Source organism: Streptococcus hyointestinalis (genome assembly GCF_011039275.1).
Classification (GTDB): Bacteria; Bacillota; Bacilli; order Lactobacillales; family Streptococcaceae; genus Streptococcus; species Streptococcus hyointestinalis_A.
Map to the genome: position 1 here is coordinate 2,084,044 of NZ_JAAKGB010000001.1, position 22,667 is coordinate 2,106,710.

Genomic DNA, 22,667 nt, shown 5'->3' on the forward strand with positions numbered 1-22,667 from the left:
AAAGCAACTTTTCAGAAAATATCGACTTCTTTTCCATCAAAAAAACTCTTGATTGCTCAAGAGTTTTTGGTTTGATTACATCATACCGCCCATCATGCTAGGGTCCATGGCTGGGGCAGCTGGCGCTTCTGGAGCTGGTTTGTCAGCAACGACAGCTTCGGTTGTTAGGATAAGGCTTGCAACTGAAGCGGCGTTTTGAAGGGCAGAGCGTGTCACTTTGACAGGGTCGATGATACCAGCGTCCACCATATTGACCCACTCACCATTAGCAGCATTAAAGCCTGTACCTAGCTCGCTATTTTTCAAACGTTCAATGACAACAGAGCCTTCGTAGCCAGCGTTGTAGGCAATTTGGCGAACTGGCTCTTCAAGAGCACGAAGAACGATGTTACGTCCTGTCGCTTCATCGCCTGAGAGCTCAAGGCTTGCTACTTTACTAATAACATTGACAAGAGCAGTACCACCACCAGAAACGATACCTTCTTCAACGGCTGCGCGTGTGGCATTCAGAGCGTCTTCAATACGAAGTTTCATTTCTTTAAGTTCGGTTTCAGTGGCTGCACCGACCTTGATGACTGCGACACCACCAGAGAGTTTTGCCAAACGTTCTTGCAGTTTTTCACGGTCAAATTCTGATGTTGTGCTTTCAATTTGTGATTTGATGATATTGACACGGTTAGCGATAGCTTCTGCTTGACCAGCACCTTCAACGATAACAGTGCTATCTTTGTCAACGGTTACTTTAGCTGCTTGACCAAGAACCGCCATAGTCGCATCTTTCAAATCAAGTCCCAAATCTTCAGTGATAACTGCACCACCTGTGAGGATAGCGATATCTTCAAGCATAGCCTTACGACGGTCACCAAATCCTGGTGCTTTAACGGCTACAACATTAAAGGTACCACGGATTTTGTTGAGGACAAGGGTTGGCAGAGCTTCACCATCAACATCGTCAGCGATGATAAGCAGTGGACGGTTGGTTTTCAAAATTTCTTCTAACAATGGAAGCACGTCTTGGATGTTTGAGATTTTCTTATCAGTGATGAGAATGTATGGATTATCAAGGTCTGCTACCATCTTTTCGTTGTCTGTTACCATGTATTGTGAGAGGTAACCACGGTCAAATTGCATTCCTTCAACAACATCAAGCTCTGTCTCCATACCACGAGACTCTTCGATAGTGATGACACCGTCATTGCCAACTTTTTCCATGGCTTCTGAGATGTATTCACCGACTTTTTCAGAGCGAGAGGATACGGCAGCAACTTGGGCGATAGCTTCCTTGCCTGATACTGGTTGAGAGATAGCTTTCAACTCTTCAACAGCTGCTGCTACCGCAGCTTCAATCCCACGGCGAATACCGATTGGATTAGCTCCCGCTGTTACGTTTTTAAGCCCTTCACGCACGATAGCTTGGGTAAGGACAGTCGCTGTAGTTGTTCCGTCACCTGCGATATCGTTGGTTTTTGAAGCCACTTCAGAAACGAGCTTAGCTCCCATATTTTCAAAGTGATCTTCTAGTTCGATTTCCTTAGCGATGGTCACACCGTCATTGGTGATAAGCGGTGAGCCAAAGGATTTTTCAAGGACGACATTACGTCCTTTAGGACCAAGCGTTACCTTGACAGTATCTGCTAGGATGTCCACGCCACGTACCATGGCTGTTCTTGCGTCTGCTGAAAATTTAATATCTTTTGCCATTTTATTTACCTCGATTACATTTCATTTATTTTAGCTCAAAATCGCTAATACATCTGATTCACGGACAATGGCATAAGTGTCATCGCCATCTTTGACTTCTACACTTGAGTAAGGCTCAAATACCACAGTGTCACCAGCTTTTAGGCTAGGAGCAATCAAGTCACCGTTTAAAGTGCGTGTGCCTTCGCCAACAGCGACTACTGTGGCTGTTTTAGTCTTGTCATCGCTTGCGCCAGCAATCACAAAGCCACCAATCTTTTGTTCTTTTTCTTCTGTTACACTAAGAACCACACGGTCTCCTAATGGTTTCAACATAATATTACCTCCAAACATGCTATTTTTAGCACTCTTTATAGGTGAGTGCTAATTCATGATTCTATTTTAACACTTGGTCAGAAATAGTCAAGAGAAAAAGATTAGAATAGAGAAATTTTTACCCCACTTTTTTCACCCCTGTCGTTTGAGTCTTTTTACCACTTGATAGCAAAAAATAACCACTTAGCGAAAACCCCTTGTTTATGTGCGCTAGGAGCTGATATAATGAAGAGGTCAAGGAGGTTGATAATGAAAATCACAATCGAGCTAGACGATCGTCTAGAGGATGTGGAGGTAGTGATTCGCACCAGTCAGCTGACGCCAGAAATCGAGAGTATCAAGCGCTCATTAGAAAAAGCAGTCGCCCCACCCATTCTCTTTTATCGGGGAAATAATGAATTTTACGTGAAAATTGAGAGTATTCTTTTCTTTGAGACTGACGGCAGTAAAATCTATGCGCACGCTAGAGAGGAAGCCTACGAGGTCAAGCTCAAGCTCTATGAGCTTGAAGAGCAGCTGCCGCACTATTTTTGCCGTATCTCAAAGTCTACTATCGTCAATACCCGAGAGATTTACGCTTTAGAAAAGTCTTTTTCTGGAACAAGCACTGTGCGTTTCTACGACACCAAAAAACAAGTGCATGTCTCCAGACACTACTACCACATGTTAAAGGAAAAATTGCATGACACACGATAAGATACCGTTAGATGATTTAGGAGGATTTTAATATGAAACACACATCACGTCGCATTTTGTCAGGTTTGCTCTTGATTGGGCTGGCGCTTTTACTGGTCCTGCAAGGGCTTTACAATATCTTTTCAGGAAATATCTGGGTGCTGATTTGGATGGGCTTGTTTGTTGTCTTTGGGCTTAGTCGTTTGTTTGATAAAGGTTGGCTCAGTGGACTCGTCTTTTTCTACATCGCCTTTTTGATTGGCAATCAAAGCTACCACTGGGTGCACTTATCACTGTCTATTCTCATCCTTGTTGGTTGGCTCTTTTTCATCGGACTTGCCATGATTTTTCCCTCTTCTCGCAGACACTGGTATAAAAAAAGACATGATGACACCTTTATAGAAAGTACAGATGACCACTACCTGTCCACTTCCTTTGGCTCTAGCAGCCGCTACATCAATGACCCTGATTTTCATTATGCCAAGGCTGAGATCGGATTTGGCAAGCTTAACGTCTATTTTGACAATGCCATCATCCAAGGCGACAGCGCTGAGGTGAATGTCGAGGTCGGATTTGGTAAGCTGGTGCTCTACATTCCTAAAAACTGGATCGTCAAAAGCAACATCGAAACAGGCTTTAGCGGTGTTGACCTTCCACAGACTGCCCCTATCACAGAGGACAGCAAAACCCTCTACCTCAAAGGTGAAGTCGGATTTGGCTCACTCAGTGTCGTTTATCTCTAAAAAAAGTTCCTTGATGATTCAAGGAACTTTTTGTTTTTAATCTACTGTAAAGACCAGCTGGTTTTTACGGCAGCCGATTTTAAGGGTTTTGGCGTCATCTAACTCACCACCAAGGAGCATTTCAGCTAGTTTGTCCTCAACATCTGTCTGCAAGGTACGACGTAGAGGGCGAGCCCCCATCTCTGGGTCGTAGCCTTTTTCAGCTAAGTATCTAAGCGCTGCTGGTTGTACTTTTAGCGTGATACCTTTTTCTGCAAGACGAGCAATCAACGGTTTAATCATAATCTTAACCACTTCCTGCATATCCTCTTGCGTCAAACTATGAAAGACAACCTTTTCATCGATACGGTTTAGAAACTCTGGACGATAAGCACGCTTCAACTCTTCAAAGATACGAGATTGTACCGCTTGGTGAGAGTGAGCTTGTGCCTGCGCTCCAAAGCCAACTGTTTTGTCATCACGAAGGGCTGTCGCTCCTAAGTTGCTAGTCATGATGATAATCGTATTTGAAAAGTCGACTTTTCGTCCCTTGCTGTCGGTCAGAACACCGTCATCTAGCACTTGGAGTAGCAGGTTGAAAATATCAGGGTGCGCCTTTTCCACCTCATCAAAGAGGAGCACAGAGTAAGGTTTGTTGCGGACTTTCTCTGTCAGCTCACCACCCTCATCATAGCCGACATAACCTGGAGGTGCACCGTTTAGACGACTGGCGGCGAATTTCTCCATGTACTCCGACATATCAAAGCGAATAAGCGCTGACTCATCATCAAAGAGCACTTCAGCAAGCGCCTTAGCCAGCTCGGTCTTTCCGACACCTGTCGGACCTAAGAACATAAAGGAGCCAATCGGGCGTTTGCCTGAGCGGATACCAGACTGGTTACGACGAATAGCACGGCTAATACTAGAGACTGCCTCATCCTGACCAATCACACGCTTGTGCAGTTCTTTCTCCAGATTGAGGTATTTCTTGTTGTCAGAAGCGGTCATTTTCTCAACCGGGATACCTGATAGACGGCTCAGGGTCGCAAGGATATGCTCTGGTGTCACGGCTTGGCGTGGTTTTTCTTTTTGACTAGTTGCTTTTTTGAGCAATTTTGTCGCCAAGACCATGTCATCGTTTAAGATGGCTTCATCCACAGGGTTTAAAAAGCCTGTGTCTTCTTTTTTAATCATGGTCTGAACCGTCGCACTCGCCTCATCCAGCAAATCAATAGCAGAGTCTGGCAGTTGCTTGCTGGTGAGGTAACGGTGCGCTGCTGTGACCGCCGTTTTGACCGCCTCATCAGAAATACTCACATGGTGAAAGTCCTCATAGGACCCTTTCAAACCAAGCAAGATGTCATAAGCCTGCTCAACTGTTGGCTCTTCAACCAAAATCTTGGCAAAGCGACGAGACAGCGCTGCATCTTTTTCAATATGCTTTTGGTATTCTTCTTGAGTGGTTGCCCCTACCGTGCGCAAAGTTCCACGAGCAAGAGCGGGTTTGAGGATATTTGCCGCATCTAGCGTGCTATCAATCCCGCTACCTGAGCCCATAATCGTGTGCAGCTCATCAATGAAGAGAATAATATGCCCGTCCTCTTCGATGTCTGAGATGATTTGGTTCATGCGCTCCTCAAAGTCCCCACGAAAACGTGTCCCAGCAATGACACTCATCATATCAAGCTCTAGCACACGCATATCACGCAGCTCATAAGGAATATCACCTGTGGAAATGCGCTGCGCTAAACCGTAGGCAAGAGCTGTCTTTCCGACACCAGCATCACCGACAAGGACAGGATTGTTCTTAGTTTTACGGCTCAGCACCTGAATCATTCTGGCAATCTCTTTGTCCCGACCGATAACAGGCTCTAACTTGCCTGCACGAGCCTGCGCAGTCAAGTCACGTGTGAAGTCTGCCAAGTCTCCAGCTGTACTCTGCGGACGCATCATATCTGAAAAATTGCCCCCAGCTTTTGCTGGCTTAGGACTGCGAAGAGTGTGAATCGCCTTGATATTTTCCTTGGTAAAGCCAGCATTGCGCTCAAGCGACTTTCTGAGATCCAAAAGACGCAAGGAATCACCGTCGTCCTTGTACTTAAAGCCAGCCAGCTCAAGGAGTCTCGTCGCCAGCAAATCTTTATTGACCAAGATAGCAAATAAAACATGCTCTGTCCCTACAGCTTCACTGCCTGTGACTTTTTGGATTTTTTGTGCTAAGTCTAGCACTTCAGACAAAGCTCGTGATTGCGGACGGAAAGTCACCGCTACATTGTCACGAGGAGACCTGTCCATTGCTAAAATCGCAGCACTCTCATAATCCTCAAAGCGCACCTTGTCCTCATACTCTGCAAAGGTCAAGCCCGCAATCGAATCTCTGATACCCACCATAGCCAGCAAGACATGCCAAGTCTCGAGGTAGCTACTGTCATAGCGTGCCGCCTCGTACTGCGCTAAGCTAAATACTTCTTGTAATTTATATGAATAATCGCTCATAAATGAAACCCTTTTCTATCCAATCTTTGGAGCAGTTTGCGTAGCATACGTGCTCGAATCTTAGGAGCGTCCTCTCCTAGCACCTCATCACAGGCGGTCACCAAAAGCAGATGACCCTCACGCTCACTAATCACCTCATCTTCAAACAAAAGCTGGATGATGTCCTCATAGACCTGCTGGCTAATCTGCTCACCAATAGTTGCTTGGAGATTACCCAACATCTGGTGCTTATCTGAGAAGTGAACCTTAGCAATGCGGATATATCCGCCACCGCCACGCTTACTCTCTACAGTATAGCCACGACTCTCAGTAAAGCGTGTCTTTATCACGTAGTTTATCTGACTTGGCACGACTTGAAAGGTATCGGCTAATAGCGAACGCTTGATTTCTGCGATACCAGATTGTGCTAGCAAGTTTTTGATGTAGTCCTCAATATTATCAGAGGTATTTTTTGTAGCCACTAGCGTCTCCTTTCTTCTTTGACTAATACTGACATTTATTATATCAAAAATAAAGCCATTCGCAAACTAAGACCCTTAAAAGACAAGCAAAAGCAGGTTTAGAGTTGTCAATCCCCTAGAGATAAGATAAAATAGAGAAAGTGCTTCTAACAAAGGAGAAAGCACTCTGAATGAAGAAAGGTTATCATTATGAATTACTTGATTACACTGCTCATCTCTATGGTTCCCTTGATTGAATTGCGAGGAGCAGTTCCTTACGCCATTGCTACAGGCATACCTTACTGGCAGGCTCTTGTTATCGGTGTTATTGGCAATATGCTGCCTGTTCCTATTATCTTCTTCTTTGCCAGAAGGGTACTAGAGTGGGGAGCTGATAAGCCTCTTATCGGTGGCTTTTTCACCTGGTGTCTCAAAAAAGGACACAGCGGTGGGCAAAAGCTGGAAAAAGTAGCTGGTGAGCGTGGTATTTTCATTGCCCTCTTGCTCTTTGTAGGGATTCCTATCCCAGGGACTGGCGCTTGGACAGGAACTCTGGCTGCAAGTATCCTTGACTGGGACTTCAAAAAAAGCATCATCGCTGTGATGCTTGGAGTTATCCTAGCAGGTCTCATCATGGGTACCATCGCACTCTTTGGTCTTAAGGCTATTACTGGTTAATAACAAAAAAGCCCCGAGGGGCTTTTTTGTTATGCTTATAGAGCTTAGTTTTCAAGCGCAGCAGCCATAGTTGCAGCAACTTCTGCTTCAAAATCGTTTGCTGCTTTTTCGATACCGTCACCAACTTCAAAACGAACGAAAGCAACTGCTTTAGCGTTTACTGAGTCAAGATAAGCTTCAACTGTCTTGCTGTCATCCATGATGTAAACTTGTGCAAGAAGTGTGTAAGCTTGGTCAACTTGAGTGTTGTCAAGCATGAAGCGAGCCATTTTACCAGGGATGATTTTATCCCAGATTTTTTCTGGTTTACCTTCAGCTGCCAATTCTTCTTTGATAGCTTCTTCAGCTTTAGCGATGACTTCATCTGTCAACTCAGCTTTAGAACCGTATTGCAAGAATGGAAGAGCTGGTTTACCAACCATAGCACGGCTTTCGTTGTCTTGTTCGATCTTGTGGTTCAATTGAGCAAGCTCATCTTTAACGAATTGAGGATCCAATTCTTCGTAAGAAAGAACAGTTGGTTTCATCGCAGCGATGTGCATTGCAACTTGTTTAGCTGTTGCTTCGTCTGTGCCTTCAAGAACAGCAACTACACCGATACGTCCACCGTTGTGTTGGTAAGCACCAAAGACTTGGTCATCAGACTTCTCAACCAAGGCAAAGCGACGGAATGAGATTTTTTCTCCGATAGTAGCAGTTGCAGTAACAAATGCTTGCTCCAAAGTTTCACCTGAAGCAGTTGTCAAAGCAAGAGCTTCAGCGTCGTTTGCTGGTTTACCTTCTGCGATAACTTTTGCAGCTTCGTTAACAAGTGCTACGAATTGGTCGTTTTTCGCAACGAAGTCTGTTTCTGAGTTCACTTCGACAACAGCAGCAACGTTACCGTCAACGTAAACGCCTGTCAAACCTTCTGCAGCGACACGGTCAGCTTTCTTAGCTGCTTTTGCCATTCCTTTTTCACGAAGCAATTCAATTGCTTTATCGATGTCACCATCTGTTTCAACCAATGCTTTTTTAGCGTCCATGACACCAGCACCAGATTTTTCACGCAATTCTTTAACGAGTTTAGCTGTGATTTCTGCCATTTTAACGTCTCCTATGTTTGATTTTTCATATATAAAAACGAGACAGAGCGGTTTGCATCTGCCCCGTTTGACAATTATTAACACTTTTCGTAAAGCTAGTTGACAGTTACTTTACAGACTTGTCAACCTAGGTTAAAAATGCAATTAGTCGTTTGAACCTTCAACAGCTTCAACGATTTCTTCGATTGAGTCAGCTTCTGCAGCTTCTTCAAAAGCAACATCTGCATCTTCACCTTGACGTCCTTCGATAACAGCGTCAGCCAATTTAGAAGTAATCAACTTAACTGCACGGATAGCGTCATCGTTAGCTGGGATGATAACATCGATATCATCTGGATCAGCGTTTGTATCTACCATCGCAACGATTGGGATACCAAGTTTTTTAGCTTCTTTAACAGCGATTTGTTCTTTGTGTGGGTCAACGATGTAGATCACATCTGGAATGCGTGGCATGTCTTCGATACCACCCAAGAATTTTTCAAGACGTGCACGTTGTTTGTTAAGAAGGGCAACTTCTTTTTTAGGAAGGACTTCAAAAGTTCCGTCAGCTTCCATTTGTTTGATTTCTTTCAAACGAGCGATACGTTTTTGGATTGTATCCCAGTTTGTAAGTGTTCCACCCAACCAACGGTGGTTGATGTAGTATTGACCTGCACGAGTAGCTTCTTCAGCGATTGCTTCAGCAGCTTGTTTTTTAGTACCAACAAACAAGATAACAGCGTCGTTTGCAGCTGCATCACGAACGAAGTCGTAAGCTTGGTCAGCCAATTTTACAGTTTGTTGAAGGTCGATAACGTGGATACCGTTACGTTCTGTAAAGATGTATTTAGCCATCTTAGGGTTCCAGCGACGTGTTTGGTGACCAAAGTGAACACCAGCTTCAAGAAGTTGTTTCATTGAAATTACTGCCATGAGTAAATTCTCCTTTATAAAATGTTTTTTAGCCTCTCTCAAACTTCAGCTCGCATGACCACCACAAGGGCAACAGCCAAACGATTGGTTTGAGATGAGTATTTGTTGTAAGATACAACCTCATCATGATACCACAATTAGGCAAAAAAAACAAGTCTTTATCACTATTAGACAAAGGTTTTTTGCTGTAGTATAATATAAGTAAAGCGGTTACAAGTTTTAGGAGGTTTTCTATGGAGTTGATTGTCGATAAGGTCAGTAAAAGTTTTCAAGATAAGGTGGTCTTAAAAGAAGCGAGTGCGGTCTTTGAAGAGGGCAAGATTACAGGCTTACTTGGGCGAAATGGTGCTGGAAAAACGACACTTTTTCGCCTCATAAACCAAGACATTGACCTTGATAGTGGAGAGTGTCGCCTAAGAGACGGCGAGAATGAGCTTCCTCTATCAGCTAGTCATGTCGGTATGGTCATGGCAGAAAACCTACTACCAGAGTTTTTAACAGGCTATGAATTTGTGCAGTTTTTTCTGGATATCAGAGAAAGTCCAAGTACACTAAGTCCTGATGACTATCTGGAGATGGTGGAAATTGATGTGGCAGACAGACATCGGATTATCAAGGGCTACTCTAGCGGTATGCAGAGCAAGCTCTCTATTTTAGCGGTTGTGATTTTGGCGCCTAAGGTAATTTTGCTGGATGAGCCGTTAACGGCTGTAGATGTCCTCGCTGGTATCCAACTCAAAAAACTCCTCAAGACGCTGAAAAAAGATCACATCATTCTCCTGTCCACACACATTTTGCAGCTGGCTTATGATTTATGCGATGAGATTGTTGTACTTAAAGACGGGCAGCTAACACCTCTTGCTATTGATAGGGATGATAGCCAATTTGAGGGTCGGATTGTTCAAGTATTGGCAGGTGAGACAGATGATTAAACTCCTACGTTTTTATGCCTTCTTAACAAGAAGACGCCAGTACAATCAGTTTATCTACCTCTTACAGCGCTTGCCTTTTATCGGCAAATACATCCCAAACACTTGCTATCAAGCAACTCAGCTCAAGACGCTTCTGGTTTATCTAACAGGCATTTGGAAAATCATAATGGCATTTGTCTATCGCACACTCTACTTGGTGGCATTACTGCTACTATCTCATCTGGCAGCTAATTATTTTCAGCCAAAGGTGGAGGCTAGGGCTTATTTTCTTACGTGGCTGGTGCTTTTGAGTGTATTTCTAAGCGGTGTCTTTCGCAGTCAATACTTGACTAAGGATACAGACACCATCATTGCCTTTCGGATTTTTCGCCTGCCTATCAGACGCTATCTTTTTACCAAACAATTGGCTGATGAACTCTTGCTGCGAGTCAGCCTTTGCTTAGTTCTACTGGCTATTTTTGCTTATCTAGGATTGCCACTCTTGTCTGCTGTTTATCTTACCTTGTGTGCTATGGGATTTAGCTTTTTGATGAAGGTCTTGCTGCTTGCCACTTACAAGGCAAAGTCAGACACTCCTGATAAGTTTCTCGTGCCTATCACACTGGGATTAGCTTTGGTCTTTCTAGCATTAACAGTTGGTACGCTCTTTGGCTTTTCTCTGTCTTATCAGCTTTTTTACACTTGGCAGGCTGGCGTCTTAGGGTTTGGGCTAACTCTTATCTGTAGCTATATACTGCTACACTACCCACAGTTTGACAAGCTGGCACGCAAGCTATTGACCTATGAGCAACTCCAAACCTTTGACAAGGTAATGGTTGAGGCGCAAACACAAGGTCTTGATTTGAAGCCAAAGGACATAAACACCACCACGGTAAAGGGACAGCCAGCAGGGGACGGGATTGTTTATCTCAATCAGATTTTTTACAGTCGAGTTGGGCACCACCTCAAGCGCAAGTGCTATCCTAAGCTAGGTTTGTTGCTTGCTTTGCTAGCTGCTCTTTGGGGACTTGCTCTTTTTCACAAGCTATCCTTTTCCATGTCAGCGGTTACGACCATGTGGTTTCCAATGCTTGTCCTTGCTAGCTCTATTATCTTTTCTAGCGAGTTTTACACCAAGTTTTGCTTTTACCATATGGATAGACAGCTTATGCGTTACACTTTTTACCGTGAACCAAGGCATTTGAGCGTGGCACTTCGTATCCGCTTTGCTACCATTTGCCGTCTACATCTACCACTTTTAGGGCTCGCGCTTTTAGGACTTGTGGGAGCTTACCTCTTGTCTAACGGTCACAATCTCCTTGCTCTTATCTGGCTCCTTATCATCCAGTGCATAGCAATGCTCTTTTACAGTCTGCACTTTCTCATTCTTTATTATCTGCTCTCGCCATTTACGGAAAACCTAAAGGTCAAGAATCCTGTTTATCAGATTGCAAATCTTATCTTTTACTCTTGGTCAGCTTATCTCTCTTTTCAACTCGCTCAGCTGACAGCCCATGCTTTTCTTTACTTTATCGGCTTTTGTCTCATCTATATGGTGCTTGGATTTGTAGCTGTTCTCAAGTTTTCCCCTAAGACCTTTCACCTGCGCTAAAAAGTTGCTCAACTTTTCACATTTACCACTTGACGAATCTCAAAAATTAAGATAAAATGTAATCTGTTGTGGCGGTATAGCCAAGTGGTAAGGCACGGCTCTGCAAAAGCTTGATCGTCGGTTCAAATCCGTCTACCGCCTTAATAACCTTAAAAAGCTCACTTTTGTGAGCTTTTTGTGTTAACTACACTTTTCACCCCCACTTTATGCTATAATAAAGCCATTCTACTTTTGGAGGTGTTGAGGATGAAAAAACTAGAAAAAGGCAGTCACATTCGTGTGTTGAGTCCATCTTCGTCTATTGAGCGTTTGGGTGGCTTTGAGGCAAATCTAGCGGCAAAGAAAAAGCTGGAGGAGCTTGGCTTTAGGATCTCTTTTTCCGAGCATTATTTGGAAAATGACCCGCTCTTTTCGGCTTCTATTGAGAGTCGTGTGGCGGATTTGCACGCTGCTTTTTGCGACCCTGATGTGGATGCGATTTTGGCTACTATCGGAGGTTTCAACTCCAATGAGCTGTTGCCTTATCTCGACTATGACCTTATCGCTAAACACCCAAAAATCATCTGTGGTTACTCCGACTCGACGGCTTTTTTAAACGCTATCTTTGCCAAGACCCACCTCATGACCTACATGGGACCTAGCTATTCGAGTTTTAAGATGAATGAAGGGCAAGACTATCAGAGCAAGATGTGGCTGCAAGCCATGACACAGACCAGCTATGAGCTGACTCCAAGTAGCCAGTGGTCGAGTGACGCTTGGTACGATCCGACTCAGCCCCGCCACTTTTTCCCAACAGAGTGGAAAGTTTACACGCACGGCAAGGCTCAAGGAACCCTTATCGGCGGCAATCTCGTCACCTTCAACCTGCTACGTGGGACAGACTATGCCCCTCAGGTGTCGGACTACGTCTTAGTTGCCGAGCAGTCCGAGGAAGACCTCTTTTATGACTTTACCCGCAACTTAGCAGCGCTTTTGCAAAGCTATCCTCACCCTAAGGCGCTTCTTATCGGGCGCTTTCCAAAGGAGACTGAGATGACTGAGTCGCTCCTGCGCCTCATTCTAGACAAGCACCCTATTTTACAGACAATTCCTGTCGTCTACGATATGGACTTTGCACACACACAACCTCTGCTGACCATGACTATTGGTGCGACGATTACCATTTCAACCGAGGATATGACATTTACCATCACAGAAGATTAAAAAAGTTGAGTAGCTTAAGCTACTCAACTTTTTTGTTACCAGATAATCACACGATCCTCTGGTGAGCGCCACATGCCATCTCCTGGATGGACATCAAAGGCTTTATGAAATTCGTCAAAGTTGGTTACAGTCACGTTGGTGCGCCATTTGCCTGGAGCATGGACATCAACGCTTGCCATCATTTGCATGTACTCTGGGCGAGCTTTCATGCGCCAGATAGTGGCAAAGTTGATAAAGAAGTCAGTCACTGAGAAATCGTCATCTTTTTTCGCGGCTTCAAGAGCACAAGCGACACCACCAAGGTCAGCGACATTTTCAGATACGGTGAGTTTTCCATTGACCTTAGCACCGTAAGAGTCTAAGCCGTCAAACTGCTCAACGACCTTATCCGTACGCTCCTTGAAGGCTGCGTAGTCTTGGTCTGTCCACCAGTTGTTAAGGCTTCCGTTTTCGTCAAAGGAAGCACCATTGGTGTCAAAGGCATGTGAAATCTCGTGGGCAATCACAGCTCCGATACCGCCGTAGTTGGCTGATGAGCTTTGCTCAAGCGAGTAAAACGGTGCTTGCAGGATAGCCGCTGGAAAGACGATTTGGTTTTGCTGTGGTGAGTAGTAAGCGTTGACCATATGAGCTGGCATGTGCCACTCGCTACGGTCAACAGGCTTGTTCCACTTGCTCCAGTGGTAAGCGATAGAGATTTTCGCTAGGTTTTCAGCATTTTCAACTAAGCTCAAGGCTGGGTCGATGATTTTTCGAGCATAGGTGTCTGGTAATTTCTCAGGGTAGCCGATGTGAGGGGTGATGACATTGAGTTTTGTAATCGCTTTTTGGCGTGTTGACTCTTCTAGCCAGTCTGCACCCTCTAGACGTGATTTGTAAACCTCAATCATGGTTGCTACCTTAGCTTCCACATCTGCCTTAGCTTCTTTGGAGAATTTTTCACCAGCATACCACAAGCCAAGAGCTTGGGTGTAAGGAGACTGTGCTAGGTAGTAAGCAGCTTTTTTCTTGTCCATGGCTTGCGGTGTGCCTGAGAGAGCACGGCTGTAAGCACCAGAAAGCACACGAATCTCGTCTGTCAAGTAGCTGTTAAAGCTGGTCGCAGCGGAAAGTAGCAAGTCAGCTTTTAGCAAGTCCCAGTTTGCCTCAGAGTAGTACTCCGCTGCAAACTCTGTCCAAAAGCGCTCCTCAGGGACAATGACCTTATCAGGCACTTGACCACCTAGAATAGCAGAAAAGATGTCATCAAGTGGCAACTCTGGCGCAAGCTTTTTAAAGTCTGCCCAGTCATAAGGCTTGTAAAGACTGACATAGTCTGAGCTCTCCTCACGTGAGAGCACGTAGCCAGCAAGCTTTCTGTCAAGCTCCAAGACACGGTCTAAGAGACTAGCAACCTCATCCGCTGAAAAGCCAAACTTAGGTAGCAATTCCTCATACATGGCACGCCATTTAGCAAGCAGCTCTGGCGCTTGTTCATTACCGTCTTGGTAGTAAGTGGTGTCTGGCAAGATAAGCCCTGGTGCTTCTGCCCAGAGGACATTGGTCTGTGCGTCCATAAAGTCTGGAGCTACGCTAAATGGCAGAGCATTAGGCTTTCCAGACAGCTCAAAATCTGCCATCTTATCCGCCAAGTCTTGAAAGGACGTAAGCGCCTTAAATTCTTCAATCAAAGGCAGAGCTGGTGCAACACCAATCTCCTCACGCTTGTCATAGTCAGCCACCATGCGGTGAAAGGCGATAAAGTTTTTGAGCACCGCATCATCAGGCACATCATCCCCAGCTAGCCACTTGTCAGTGGTGTCAAGCATCAAGGCTTCAATCTCGTCTGACAAGTCTGTAAAACCGCCAGTTCTTGGCTTATCATCTGGAATAACGGCTGTCTTTGCCCACTCGCCGTTGACAGCTTCGTAAAAATCATCTTTGTAAGTAACCATAAACGCTCCTTTTTTAGCAATAGTTGTAAACAGTTCCATTCTACCAAAAATAAGGCAGAAAGTCACATTTAGAGCGCTTTTATTAGCCTTCTAGACCTTTAGCGATAGTGTCAAGGTTGTAAGCCATCATGCTGTAGTAACTGTCTCCGGTCTTGCCACTCTTTGCGATAGAGTCTGTAAAGATTTTAGCGTAAATCGGAATACCTGTTTCTTTTGAGATAGACTTCATAGGACGGCTTTCAACACTGCTTTCCACAAAGAGGGATTTGACTTTGCTTGCTTGTAGCTGTGTGACCAAGCGTTTGATTTGCTCTGGTGTGCCTTCTTCTTCGGTGTTGATTTCCCAGATGTAGGCAGACGGTACATTGTAGGCTTTTGAGAAATACTTAAAGCAGCCTTCACTGGTGACGATGAGCTTTTGCTCGCTTGGAATGTTATCAAAGCGGTGTTTGGCACTAGCGTCCAGCTGGCTTAGCTTTTTCAGATAAGCTTTGAGATTTTTCTGATAAGTTGCTTTATTGTCAGGGTCTTTTTTGCTCAATTGCTTAGCGATATTTTTAGCATAAATCATGCCGTTTTCAAGATTTAGCCAAGCGTGGGGGTCTTCCTTGCCCGCTTGATTTTTCCCTTCGAGGTAGATCGGTGTCACACCCTCGCTGACCGCAAAATAATCTTTATTTTCCGTCTTATTGGCGTTTTTCATCAGTTTTGAAAACCAAGCAGAGCCACCCGTTTCGAGATTAAGCCCATTGTAGAAAATGACATCTGCCTGCGAGCTTTTTTTCAAATCCTCTGGCAAAACCTCGTACTCATGCGGGTCTTTTCCGACAGGGACGATACTGTGGAGGTCAATCTTATCGCCAGCGATATTTTTGGTAATATCTGCGATAATCGAGTTTGTCGCAACGACTTTTAACTTCTTGCTTGTGCTTTCTTTCGTAGACGTGCAAGCTACTAAAGAGAGCGCTAAGAGTGCTAGGGCTAAGCCTGTAAACCATTTTTTTATATCTTTCATGAGATAGCCTTCTTTCTAAGAATGCCCTTAGGGGCAATGACAAAACTAATAGCAAAGAGCAGGGTCGCAACCAAGACAATGGTAGACCCTACGGCGATATTGTAGGTATAGCCGATAAAGATACCAGCTAGAGAGGAGAAAACACCAAAGAGACTAGAGAGGAGCATCATCTGCTTGAGGTTATTGACGTAGAGATAGCTACTAGCTGCTGGCGTGATGAGAAGAGCGATAATCAAAATCGTCCCCACACTCTGCATAGCCGTCACCGACACCACAGAAAGCAGCAACATGAGCAGGTAATGATAGCGATTGACCTTCATACCGACACTTTTGGCAAATACAGGGTCAAAGCTCGTGACCAAAAGCTCCTTGTAAAAGAGCCAAATCACAACAAGCACCACAAAAGAGACGACGATAGTCAGGTACTTGTCCACATCCTGCACCGCTAGGATATTCCCAAAAATGATGTGAAAAAGGTCTGTCGAGCTATTAGCGAGACCGATTAAAATCACACCAAGAGCGAGAAAAGCACTGACCGTGATACCGATAGCGGTGTCGCCCTTGATGATACTATTTTCACGGATATAGGTTACCGATACAGCCGCCAGCATGCCAAAGACAACCGCTCCGATAAAAAAGTTCATCCCCAAAAGGTAGGATATCGCAACGCCCGGCAAAACCGCATGGCTAATGGCATCCCCCATCATAGACATGCCACGAAGAACGATAAAACAGCCAATCACGCCAGACACCAATCCTATCACAAGCCCTGTCACTACAGCATTTTGTAAAAAATGGTAGGACATGAGGTCAGCAAAAAAGTTACTAATAGCGCTCATGACAACACCTCCTCAAGTGGCAGTTGATTTTCGTAGGTTTTGGCGAGATTAGATCGATTAAAGACTTGGCTAGTTTTACCATAAGCAATCAAGCGGCGATTGAGCAAAATAATCTCATCAAAGTAATCTGACACCTTACTCAAGTCATGGTGCACCACCAAAATCAGCTTGCCCGCATCTCTCTGACTCTTGAGCAGCTCCATAATCAACTGCTCACTCACCATGTCAATGCCCACAAAAGGCTCATCTAACAAAATCAAATCCGCCTCCTGCACCAAGGCTCTAGCCACCAGCATACGTTGAAATTGACCGCCAGAGAGTTGGCTGATTTGACGCTTGCTAAGTGCTAGCAAACCGACCTTTTCAAGAGCGTCATCCACTTTTTGATAAGCTTGCTTTGGCATGCGCTTAAACAAACCAAGACCGACTTGACACCCCAGCGCCACACAGTCACGCACCGTGATGGGAAAGGTCATGTCAATACTTGATTTTTGAGCAATGTAAGCCACATTTTTGAGCTGTTTAGATAGCTCTTTTTCGCCAAAGACTACCTCACCCGTGTGAGGCAGAAGGTCAATCATGGCTTTCATGAGCGTGGACTTGCCAGCGCCATTCGGTCCGATAATCCCGACAATAGCAGCCTTGGGCAAGCTCAAGCTGATGTCTTTTAAAATAGGCTGCCTGCCATCATAGCTGACACAGATATCTCGCAGCGATAACATAAGGTTCTCCTTTTTATTTTATTAAGCATGCTTAACTTTATATTTAGAGTACCCTTTTTTCTCTTTTCTGTCAATCACTTTTTGAAAATTTTTGTTATAATAAAACATGATCTTAGTTAGAAAGTGAATCCTTATGACACCAAATAAAGAAGATTATGTAAAATGTATTTATGAATTGGGACAACAGTCTGACAAAATCACCAACAAACAAATCGCTGAAAGAATGGAAGTTTCTGCTCCAGCGGCTTCTGAGATGACTAAAAAAATGATTGCCCAAGACCTCATCCAAAAAGATAAGGAAAAAGGCTATGTTTTGCTTTCACAGGGCTTAGACTTGGTAGCAAAACTTTACCGCAAACACCGCTTAATTGAGGTGCTGTTGCTTAACCACCTTAATTACTCAACGGATGAGGTGCATGATGAGGCGGAGGTGCTTGAGCATGTGGTTTCTGACCATTTCATTGACCGCTTGGACAAGATGCTTGGCTACCCAAAGGAATGCCCACACGGGGGATCTATCCCAGCGCCAAATGAACCGCTGGTCGAAGCGCACCAGCAGACACTCAGCCAGATTAGTGAGTTTGGCAGCTACACCTTGGTGCGGGTGCGTGACAGTCGCAATCTCCTTCATTACATGGAGCAGCACCACTTGACGATTGGCATGACACTTCAAGTGCTTGAGCACGATAGCTTTGCTGGTACCTTTACCGTTGTGGCAAATGGCAATACCTTTCAGATGACCGATGTTATCGCTGAGCGCATTTATGTTGAGTAAAAAACACCAAAGTCCATGATGACTTTGGTGTTTTTCATGCTATTGTTAAAAGTTCTCTTTCATATACTCTATTGCCCGTTTGACGCCCTGCTCGTTGTTGCTTGATGTGACAAAGTCTGATACGGCTTTGACCTCTGGGACGGCGTTTTCTACAGCGACAGAGATACCAGCAAACTCAAGCATAGACACATCGTTTTGGGCATTGCCTATGACCATGACCTCGTGCGAGGAGATACCTAGAGACTGGGTGAGACAATCTAAAGCCCTGCCCTTGCCAGCATGAGGGTGCATAAACTCGATAAAATGCGGCTCACTACGGACAATCTCGCAGTAGTTCCCAAAGCGCTCTCTAATCGCAGCTTCATTCTCATCCAAAAGATGACTATCATCTGCAATCATCACATCAAATACATCTAAGTGCTCCACGGTCGTCATGTCCATAAATGGACGCAGTAACATATTGGTGTGGTGGGATTCGTTGACGGTGTAAGGGCTGATAGGGTCGTTAGGCGTATACATATGCTCATGCGTCGACAGGTGAAACCTAAGCCCCTTTTCAAGACAATAGGTCATGATTTCTTTGACTAAGGCACTATCAAGTGGCAAAGCCTTGACAAAACTACTATCCGTTTTAGAAATCAGAGCGCCATTATGGGTAATCACATATTGTTCAGAATCTTTGTGAAAACCCATTTGCTCTAGATAGGCTTGCGCTCCGAGATAAGGGCGTCCTGTACACAGAACGATTCTCACTCCCTTATTAGCCAAATCCGATAGAAGACTGCTGGTAGCTGTGTCGAGTTGCTTTTGGTCATCCACAAGCGTTCCATCAATATCAATGGCAATCAATTTTATCGGCATCAATCACTTCCTCCTCTACTCGCCTCATAATGCGTATCAATCCAAAGCGTATTTTGCACATCGTTAGCAAAGACGGCGCTTGCGCCACGCGCTTTACAGATTGCGACCTGATCTGGAACATCCACTGTCCAGTAACGAATGGCTTTGTCCGTCTTTGGACAAGGGTGGTCTGTATAAGGCAGATGAAGAGCTCTTATCCAATCGCTTGTCAAGCCCTTTTCTAGACTGTTTTCATCACTGACTAGCATGGCGTAGTCAAGCTCTGGCATGACCTCATGCATGCGACCTAAAGACGCATAGGAAAAACTGGAAATCACAAGACTAAAATCAAGACTCAACTCTTCTAACAACTGAGCTAGATGTTTCTCCAAGCCCTCATAGGTGTAGACATCCGTTTTTAATTCAATATTTAAGGTCTTAGAAAAGCCGACCTCCTGAAAGGCTAGCAAAACATCCTTTAAGCGTGGAATGGTCTGCTCCTTGGTCTTTAGTCTGCCTGCCTTTTGGAGCGGATACTGCGTCAGCTCGTCATAGGTCAAGTCTTTAATCAGAGCGTCTACGCCTGTCATACGCTTTAGATTTTCATCATGAAAGACCACAAGCTCGCCATCCTTACTCTGATGAACATCAAGCTCGATACTAACGCCTAGATGAGCCGCTGCTAAGAAAGCGTCCAACGAGTTTTCTAGATAGACATGGCTCCAGCCTCTGTGTGCAAAAATTTCCATTGGTTTTTATCCTCCTTGCTTGCTATTGGCTAAGTTATTTTGTGTGATATAATGATCCATTGACTTTTCCGCTTCACTCAGAGCTTTTTTGACGTCAGCGCCGTTGTAGACCTGCTCCATAGCCGTTTGCAACAAAAGACGTGACTGGTTCATCCCTTGCATAAAGGTCCCTGAGTTGGTTTTATTTGGAACTGTAGTGGCTAATTGCTGTGAGGGAATGGCTAGAGCTGGGTTTTCTTTATACATGTCTAATAGCGTATCAGTGTACTGTGAGCCTTTGTTTAGGGCAAGATAGCCTGTTCCTGCCTGCCAAGTGGCTTGGGATTCGGCTGAGAGCATGTACTTGATAAATGCCCACGCACCCTCTTGTTGGACTTGTGATTTATCATTTGAAATCCACAATGCTGCTCCTCCGATAGACACACCGTTACGCTCTTGTCCATCTGGATGTGGGTAGTAGCAAATGCCAATCTCGTCATCCGTTCCTGTGATGATTTGTTGACTAGCGCTAGATGAGCGCACCATCAAGCCTGTCTTTCCAGATAAAAAGGCTGTTAGTTCATTGGTCATGGCAGTATTTCCAGAGCCATAGTTGGTAAAATAGCCAGCCTTCATCCCTTCTTGAATCCAGCTGAGCGTCTCTTGCATGGCTGTTGAGTTATAAGTCGCTTTTGTCACCGTTCCATCTCGACCGTTGTTGTTATCAACCAGCGTCACACCAGCATTCGCTGCAAACTCTTCGAAGTACCAACTGTAGCCGATAAAGGACATGCCAGACACGCTAGTGCCAGCTTTTTCTTTTAGCTCTTTAGCGACACGGGTCAAATCAGAATAAGTCGGCTCCTTTGGTGGCGGTGTAATCCCATGCTCTTCAAACAAGCTTTTATTGTAGTAAAGCACAGGCTGGCTGGTGTTAAACGGCATGGCAAATAATTCATCATCATAAGAATAGAAATTTCTCGCTACAGGGTAGATTTGCTCGATGTCATAACTCTCCTTATCAACAAAGGTCTGTATCGGTGTAATACAACCACTCTCATACAACTGCGCAACAGAGATATCCGCTGACTGAAAAACAGTCGGTGAAGCGTCGGTTCCATAAGTGTTTAGCACTTTTTGAATCACTTCTTCATAAGTCCCCTGATAATAGGGTACCACTTCATACTTATCTTGACTATTATTAAAGCCGTCGACCAATTGAGCTAAGGTGTCTTTGGTCGAGCCTGTCATCTCGTGCCAAAAGACGATTTTTTCTCTATCATCTGAGCTAGTTGAGACTAGCTGGATAGACAAGGCAAACAGCAGACAAAGCGCAGCAGCGACTGCTGCGGGTATAAGAACACGTTTCTTTTTCATCATTTCACAGCTCCTTCATTGTTGATTTTGGCATGACGCTGACCTAGGAAAAGAACAAGCAAGGTTGGGATGATAATAATCACAGCACTCGCCTGAATCATACCCCAGTCATTAAAGGTTTCTGTCGACTGCAATTGCCTCAGTCCAATCTGAACAGGGCGCACGGTGTCTGTAAAGGTCGCAAGCATTGGCCAAAAGTATTGGTTCCAGCTGCCTAAAAAAGTATAGGAAGCTAGCACGACGATGTTGACCTTGCTATAGGGCAGGACGACTTTGAGAAAGAATTGCAAATGACTGAGTCCTTCGATTTGCGCTTCTTCGTACAGGTCACTTGGGATTTGTAAAAAGGCTTGACGCAGCATAAAAATCCCAAAACCACTCGCCAAAAAAGGAATGATAAGCCCAGCATAGCTGTTGAGTAAATTCATGGATTTCACGGTGATAAAGTTTGGAATAACAATCGCCTCAAATGGAATCATCATGGTCGCTAAAATGAGAGCAAAGACTAGCTTTTTCCCCTTAAACTCCATAAAGGCAAAAGGATAAGCACACAGGGCAGAGACTGCTACAGATCCGACCATAGTAAGCGTTGAAATCAACAAGCTGTTCAAAAAGTAGCGAATGATGGGCGTATCTCGAATAGCAGATATGTAGTTATCTAAGGAGAGGTTGCTAGTAAAGATATTGCCCTGTATAAGATCCTCTGTCGGAAGTAAGCTGGTGTAAATCCCCACAACAAGCGGAGTCATCACGACAAGCGTCATCAAAAGAATCACACTATAGTTCATACAGCGTTGCATAGTTGTCATTTTCATCAATAAGTCACCCGTTTTTCTAAAACTTTAAATTGGAGCATGGTTAAAATACCGATAATAATCGCAAGAACGATGGATTCGGCACTAGCTGTCGCATAATCGCCACTGATAAAAGCGTCTTGGTAAATCTTATAGACTAAAAAGTTAGTCGTATTATCAGGACCACCTGACGTCATCAAATCAATTAAGCCAAAGCCTTTAAAGGCGTCAATAACCGTCACCACCACAACAAAAAACAAAGTGGGCGAAATCATAGGCAAGGTGATATGAAAAAATTGATAACGAGGCGTTAAGCCTTCTATCTCCGCACACTCATACAAATGACTAGGCAAGGACTGTATAGCGCCCAATAAAATGAGAAAGGCAAAACCTAGATTTAACCAAACGGTCGAGATCACCACAGCTAGCATGGCACCGCTGGGAGTACTTAGCACGTTAGACACAGGAAGATTCATCATTGATAGGAGCTGTGCGATAGGTCCTGCTGTTGGGTTAAAGATAAAGAGCCAAAACACTGCACCCACTGAGATAGACACTCCCATAGTGCTTGAAAAAACCGTTTTAAAAAAGCCAGCACCACGTAATTTTTTAGCCGCAAAGTTAGCCATCGCTAGACTCAAAATAATGGTCAGAACGGTCGCAGCAGCTACAAAAACCAAGGTCATGAGCGTACTTTTTTGAAAAGCAGTGTTCTTAAATAGGCTCATATAGTTATCAAATCCCACAAACATGCTGGTCTTGCCACAGACGTCTGTCAAGTGAAAGCTCGTGTAAATCGTCTTGACAATTGGATAAAAGACAAAGACCAATAAAAGAAGCACAGCTGGCGCCAAAAAGGCAACTGTTGAGAGAGTATCTTTCTTTTTCATCAG

Annotated in this window: 22 protein-coding genes and 1 tRNA gene; 8 read left to right on the forward strand and 15 right to left on the reverse strand. The window is 44.5% G+C overall.

Translation table 11 applies throughout. The features are described from left to right. Positions 1–75 precede the first annotated feature (75 nt). Both groL and groES read right to left on the reverse strand, forming a co-directional pair. Positions 76–1,701 carry a chaperonin GroEL gene (gene groL, locus G5B60_RS10570; RefSeq protein ID WP_164683935.1) on the reverse strand — a complete coding sequence of 542 codons (1,626 nt, stop codon included), beginning with the start codon at positions 1,699–1,701 and terminating at the stop codon, positions 76–78. A 30-nt stretch (positions 1,702–1,731) separates the two neighbouring features. Then, the gene (groES, locus tag G5B60_RS10575) at positions 1,732–2,016 is read right to left on the reverse strand and encodes a co-chaperone GroES (RefSeq protein ID WP_115271658.1); all 285 of its coding nucleotides are present in this window, start codon (positions 2,014–2,016) and stop codon (positions 1,732–1,734) included. 249 nt (positions 2,017–2,265) lie between these two features. Here groES and G5B60_RS10580 point away from each other — a divergent pair, with 249 nt between their 5' ends. Together G5B60_RS10580 and G5B60_RS10585 are read left to right on the forward strand one after the other, a co-directional pair. Next, positions 2,266–2,712 carry a LytTR family DNA-binding domain-containing protein gene (locus G5B60_RS10580; protein ID WP_164683936.1) on the forward strand — a complete coding sequence of 149 codons (447 nt, stop codon included), beginning with the start codon at positions 2,266–2,268 and terminating at the stop codon, positions 2,710–2,712. 32 nt (positions 2,713–2,744) lie between these two features. Beyond that, a complete protein-coding gene (locus tag G5B60_RS10585; protein ID WP_164683937.1) occupies positions 2,745–3,434 on the forward strand; it encodes a LiaF transmembrane domain-containing protein in 690 nt (229 codons plus the stop codon). A 36-nt stretch (positions 3,435–3,470) separates the two neighbouring features. On the opposite strand, the gene G5B60_RS10590 is transcribed toward G5B60_RS10585, so the two are convergent. Further along, entirely contained in the window at positions 3,471–5,909 is a 2,439-nt protein-coding gene (locus tag G5B60_RS10590; RefSeq protein ID WP_164683938.1) for an ATP-dependent Clp protease ATP-binding subunit, read from the reverse strand. Next, positions 5,906–6,370 (reverse strand): CtsR family transcriptional regulator, encoded by a 465-nt coding sequence (locus G5B60_RS10595; RefSeq protein WP_115271384.1) that lies wholly within the window; start codon positions 6,368–6,370, stop codon positions 5,906–5,908. The genes G5B60_RS10590 and G5B60_RS10595 overlap by 4 nt, the downstream gene beginning before the upstream one ends. A gap of 189 nt (positions 6,371–6,559) precedes the next feature. On the opposite strand from G5B60_RS10595, the gene G5B60_RS10600 reads away from it, so the two are divergent. Next, the gene (locus G5B60_RS10600) at positions 6,560–7,027 is read left to right on the forward strand and encodes a COG2426 family protein (protein WP_115271386.1); all 468 of its coding nucleotides are present in this window, start codon (positions 6,560–6,562) and stop codon (positions 7,025–7,027) included. A 44-nt stretch (positions 7,028–7,071) separates the two neighbouring features. On the opposite strand, the gene tsf is transcribed toward G5B60_RS10600, so the two are convergent. Together tsf and rpsB are read right to left on the reverse strand one after the other, a co-directional pair. After that, on the reverse strand, positions 7,072–8,112 hold the full coding sequence (gene tsf, locus G5B60_RS10605) for a translation elongation factor Ts (protein WP_164683939.1): 1,041 nt from the start codon (positions 8,110–8,112) through the stop codon (positions 7,072–7,074). A gap of 144 nt (positions 8,113–8,256) precedes the next feature. Beyond that, a complete protein-coding gene (gene rpsB / locus G5B60_RS10610) occupies positions 8,257–9,024 on the reverse strand; it encodes a 30S ribosomal protein S2 (RefSeq protein WP_115271390.1) in 768 nt (255 codons plus the stop codon). Between the two features lie 233 nt (positions 9,025–9,257). Between rpsB and G5B60_RS10615 the strand changes: the two genes are divergently transcribed. The 4 genes from G5B60_RS10615 to G5B60_RS10630 all read left to right on the forward strand — a co-directional run bounded on the left by G5B60_RS10615 (position 9,258) and on the right by G5B60_RS10630 (position 12,750). Continuing rightward, entirely contained in the window at positions 9,258–9,956 is a 699-nt protein-coding gene (locus G5B60_RS10615; RefSeq protein WP_164683940.1) for an ABC transporter ATP-binding protein, read from the forward strand. Beyond that, positions 9,949–11,547 (forward strand): hypothetical protein, encoded by a 1,599-nt coding sequence (locus G5B60_RS10620; protein ID WP_164683941.1) that lies wholly within the window; start codon positions 9,949–9,951, stop codon positions 11,545–11,547. Before G5B60_RS10615 ends, G5B60_RS10620 begins: the two co-directional genes overlap by 8 nt. A gap of 70 nt (positions 11,548–11,617) precedes the next feature. Next, positions 11,618–11,688: transfer RNA gene (locus G5B60_RS10625), tRNA-Cys, on the forward strand. A 105-nt stretch (positions 11,689–11,793) separates the two neighbouring features. Further along, positions 11,794–12,750, forward strand: coding sequence for a S66 family peptidase (locus G5B60_RS10630; protein ID WP_164683942.1), 957 nt, complete (start codon positions 11,794–11,796; stop codon positions 12,748–12,750). Between the two features lie 35 nt (positions 12,751–12,785). Here the strand turns inward: G5B60_RS10630 and G5B60_RS10635 are convergent, their stop codons facing one another. The 4 genes from G5B60_RS10635 to G5B60_RS10650 form a co-directional block, all read right to left on the reverse strand. Next, entirely contained in the window at positions 12,786–14,684 is a 1,899-nt protein-coding gene (locus tag G5B60_RS10635; protein WP_164683943.1) for a M13 family metallopeptidase, read from the reverse strand. Between the two features lie 82 nt (positions 14,685–14,766). Continuing rightward, positions 14,767–15,690 (reverse strand): metal ABC transporter substrate-binding lipoprotein, encoded by a 924-nt coding sequence (locus tag G5B60_RS10640; protein WP_430523662.1) that lies wholly within the window; start codon positions 15,688–15,690, stop codon positions 14,767–14,769. 5 nt (positions 15,691–15,695) lie between these two features. Further along, on the reverse strand, positions 15,696–16,538 hold the full coding sequence (locus tag G5B60_RS10645) for a metal ABC transporter permease (protein WP_164683945.1): 843 nt from the start codon (positions 16,536–16,538) through the stop codon (positions 15,696–15,698). Next, the gene (locus G5B60_RS10650; protein ID WP_164683946.1) at positions 16,535–17,260 is read right to left on the reverse strand and encodes a metal ABC transporter ATP-binding protein; all 726 of its coding nucleotides are present in this window, start codon (positions 17,258–17,260) and stop codon (positions 16,535–16,537) included. Before G5B60_RS10650 ends, G5B60_RS10645 begins: the two co-directional genes overlap by 4 nt. Before the next feature lie 133 nt (positions 17,261–17,393). Here G5B60_RS10650 and G5B60_RS10655 point away from each other — a divergent pair, with 133 nt between their 5' ends. Beyond that, positions 17,394–18,035, forward strand: a complete 642-nt coding sequence (locus tag G5B60_RS10655) for a metal-dependent transcriptional regulator (protein WP_164683947.1) — start codon at positions 17,394–17,396, stop codon at positions 18,033–18,035. Between the two features lie 45 nt (positions 18,036–18,080). Here G5B60_RS10655 and G5B60_RS10660 read toward each other — a convergent pair whose 3' ends face one another. From G5B60_RS10660 to G5B60_RS10680, 5 genes are read right to left on the reverse strand one after another with little or no spacing between them, the layout of a single operon-like run. Then, a complete protein-coding gene (locus G5B60_RS10660; RefSeq protein WP_164683948.1) occupies positions 18,081–18,896 on the reverse strand; it encodes a Cof-type HAD-IIB family hydrolase in 816 nt (271 codons plus the stop codon). Beyond that, positions 18,896–19,624, reverse strand: a complete 729-nt coding sequence (locus G5B60_RS10665; protein ID WP_164683949.1) for a glycerophosphodiester phosphodiesterase — start codon at positions 19,622–19,624, stop codon at positions 18,896–18,898. The genes G5B60_RS10660 and G5B60_RS10665 overlap by 1 nt, the downstream gene beginning before the upstream one ends. 6 nt (positions 19,625–19,630) lie before the next feature. Further along, positions 19,631–20,983, reverse strand: coding sequence for an ABC transporter substrate-binding protein (locus G5B60_RS10670; RefSeq protein ID WP_241154536.1), 1,353 nt, complete (start codon positions 20,981–20,983; stop codon positions 19,631–19,633). Further along, positions 20,980–21,795 carry a carbohydrate ABC transporter permease gene (locus G5B60_RS10675; RefSeq protein WP_164683950.1) on the reverse strand — a complete coding sequence of 272 codons (816 nt, stop codon included), beginning with the start codon at positions 21,793–21,795 and terminating at the stop codon, positions 20,980–20,982. The genes G5B60_RS10670 and G5B60_RS10675 overlap by 4 nt, the downstream gene beginning before the upstream one ends. Further along, positions 21,795–22,664, reverse strand: coding sequence for a carbohydrate ABC transporter permease (locus tag G5B60_RS10680; RefSeq protein ID WP_164683951.1), 870 nt, complete (start codon positions 22,662–22,664; stop codon positions 21,795–21,797). The genes G5B60_RS10675 and G5B60_RS10680 overlap by 1 nt, the downstream gene beginning before the upstream one ends. Positions 22,665–22,667 lie beyond the last annotated feature (3 nt).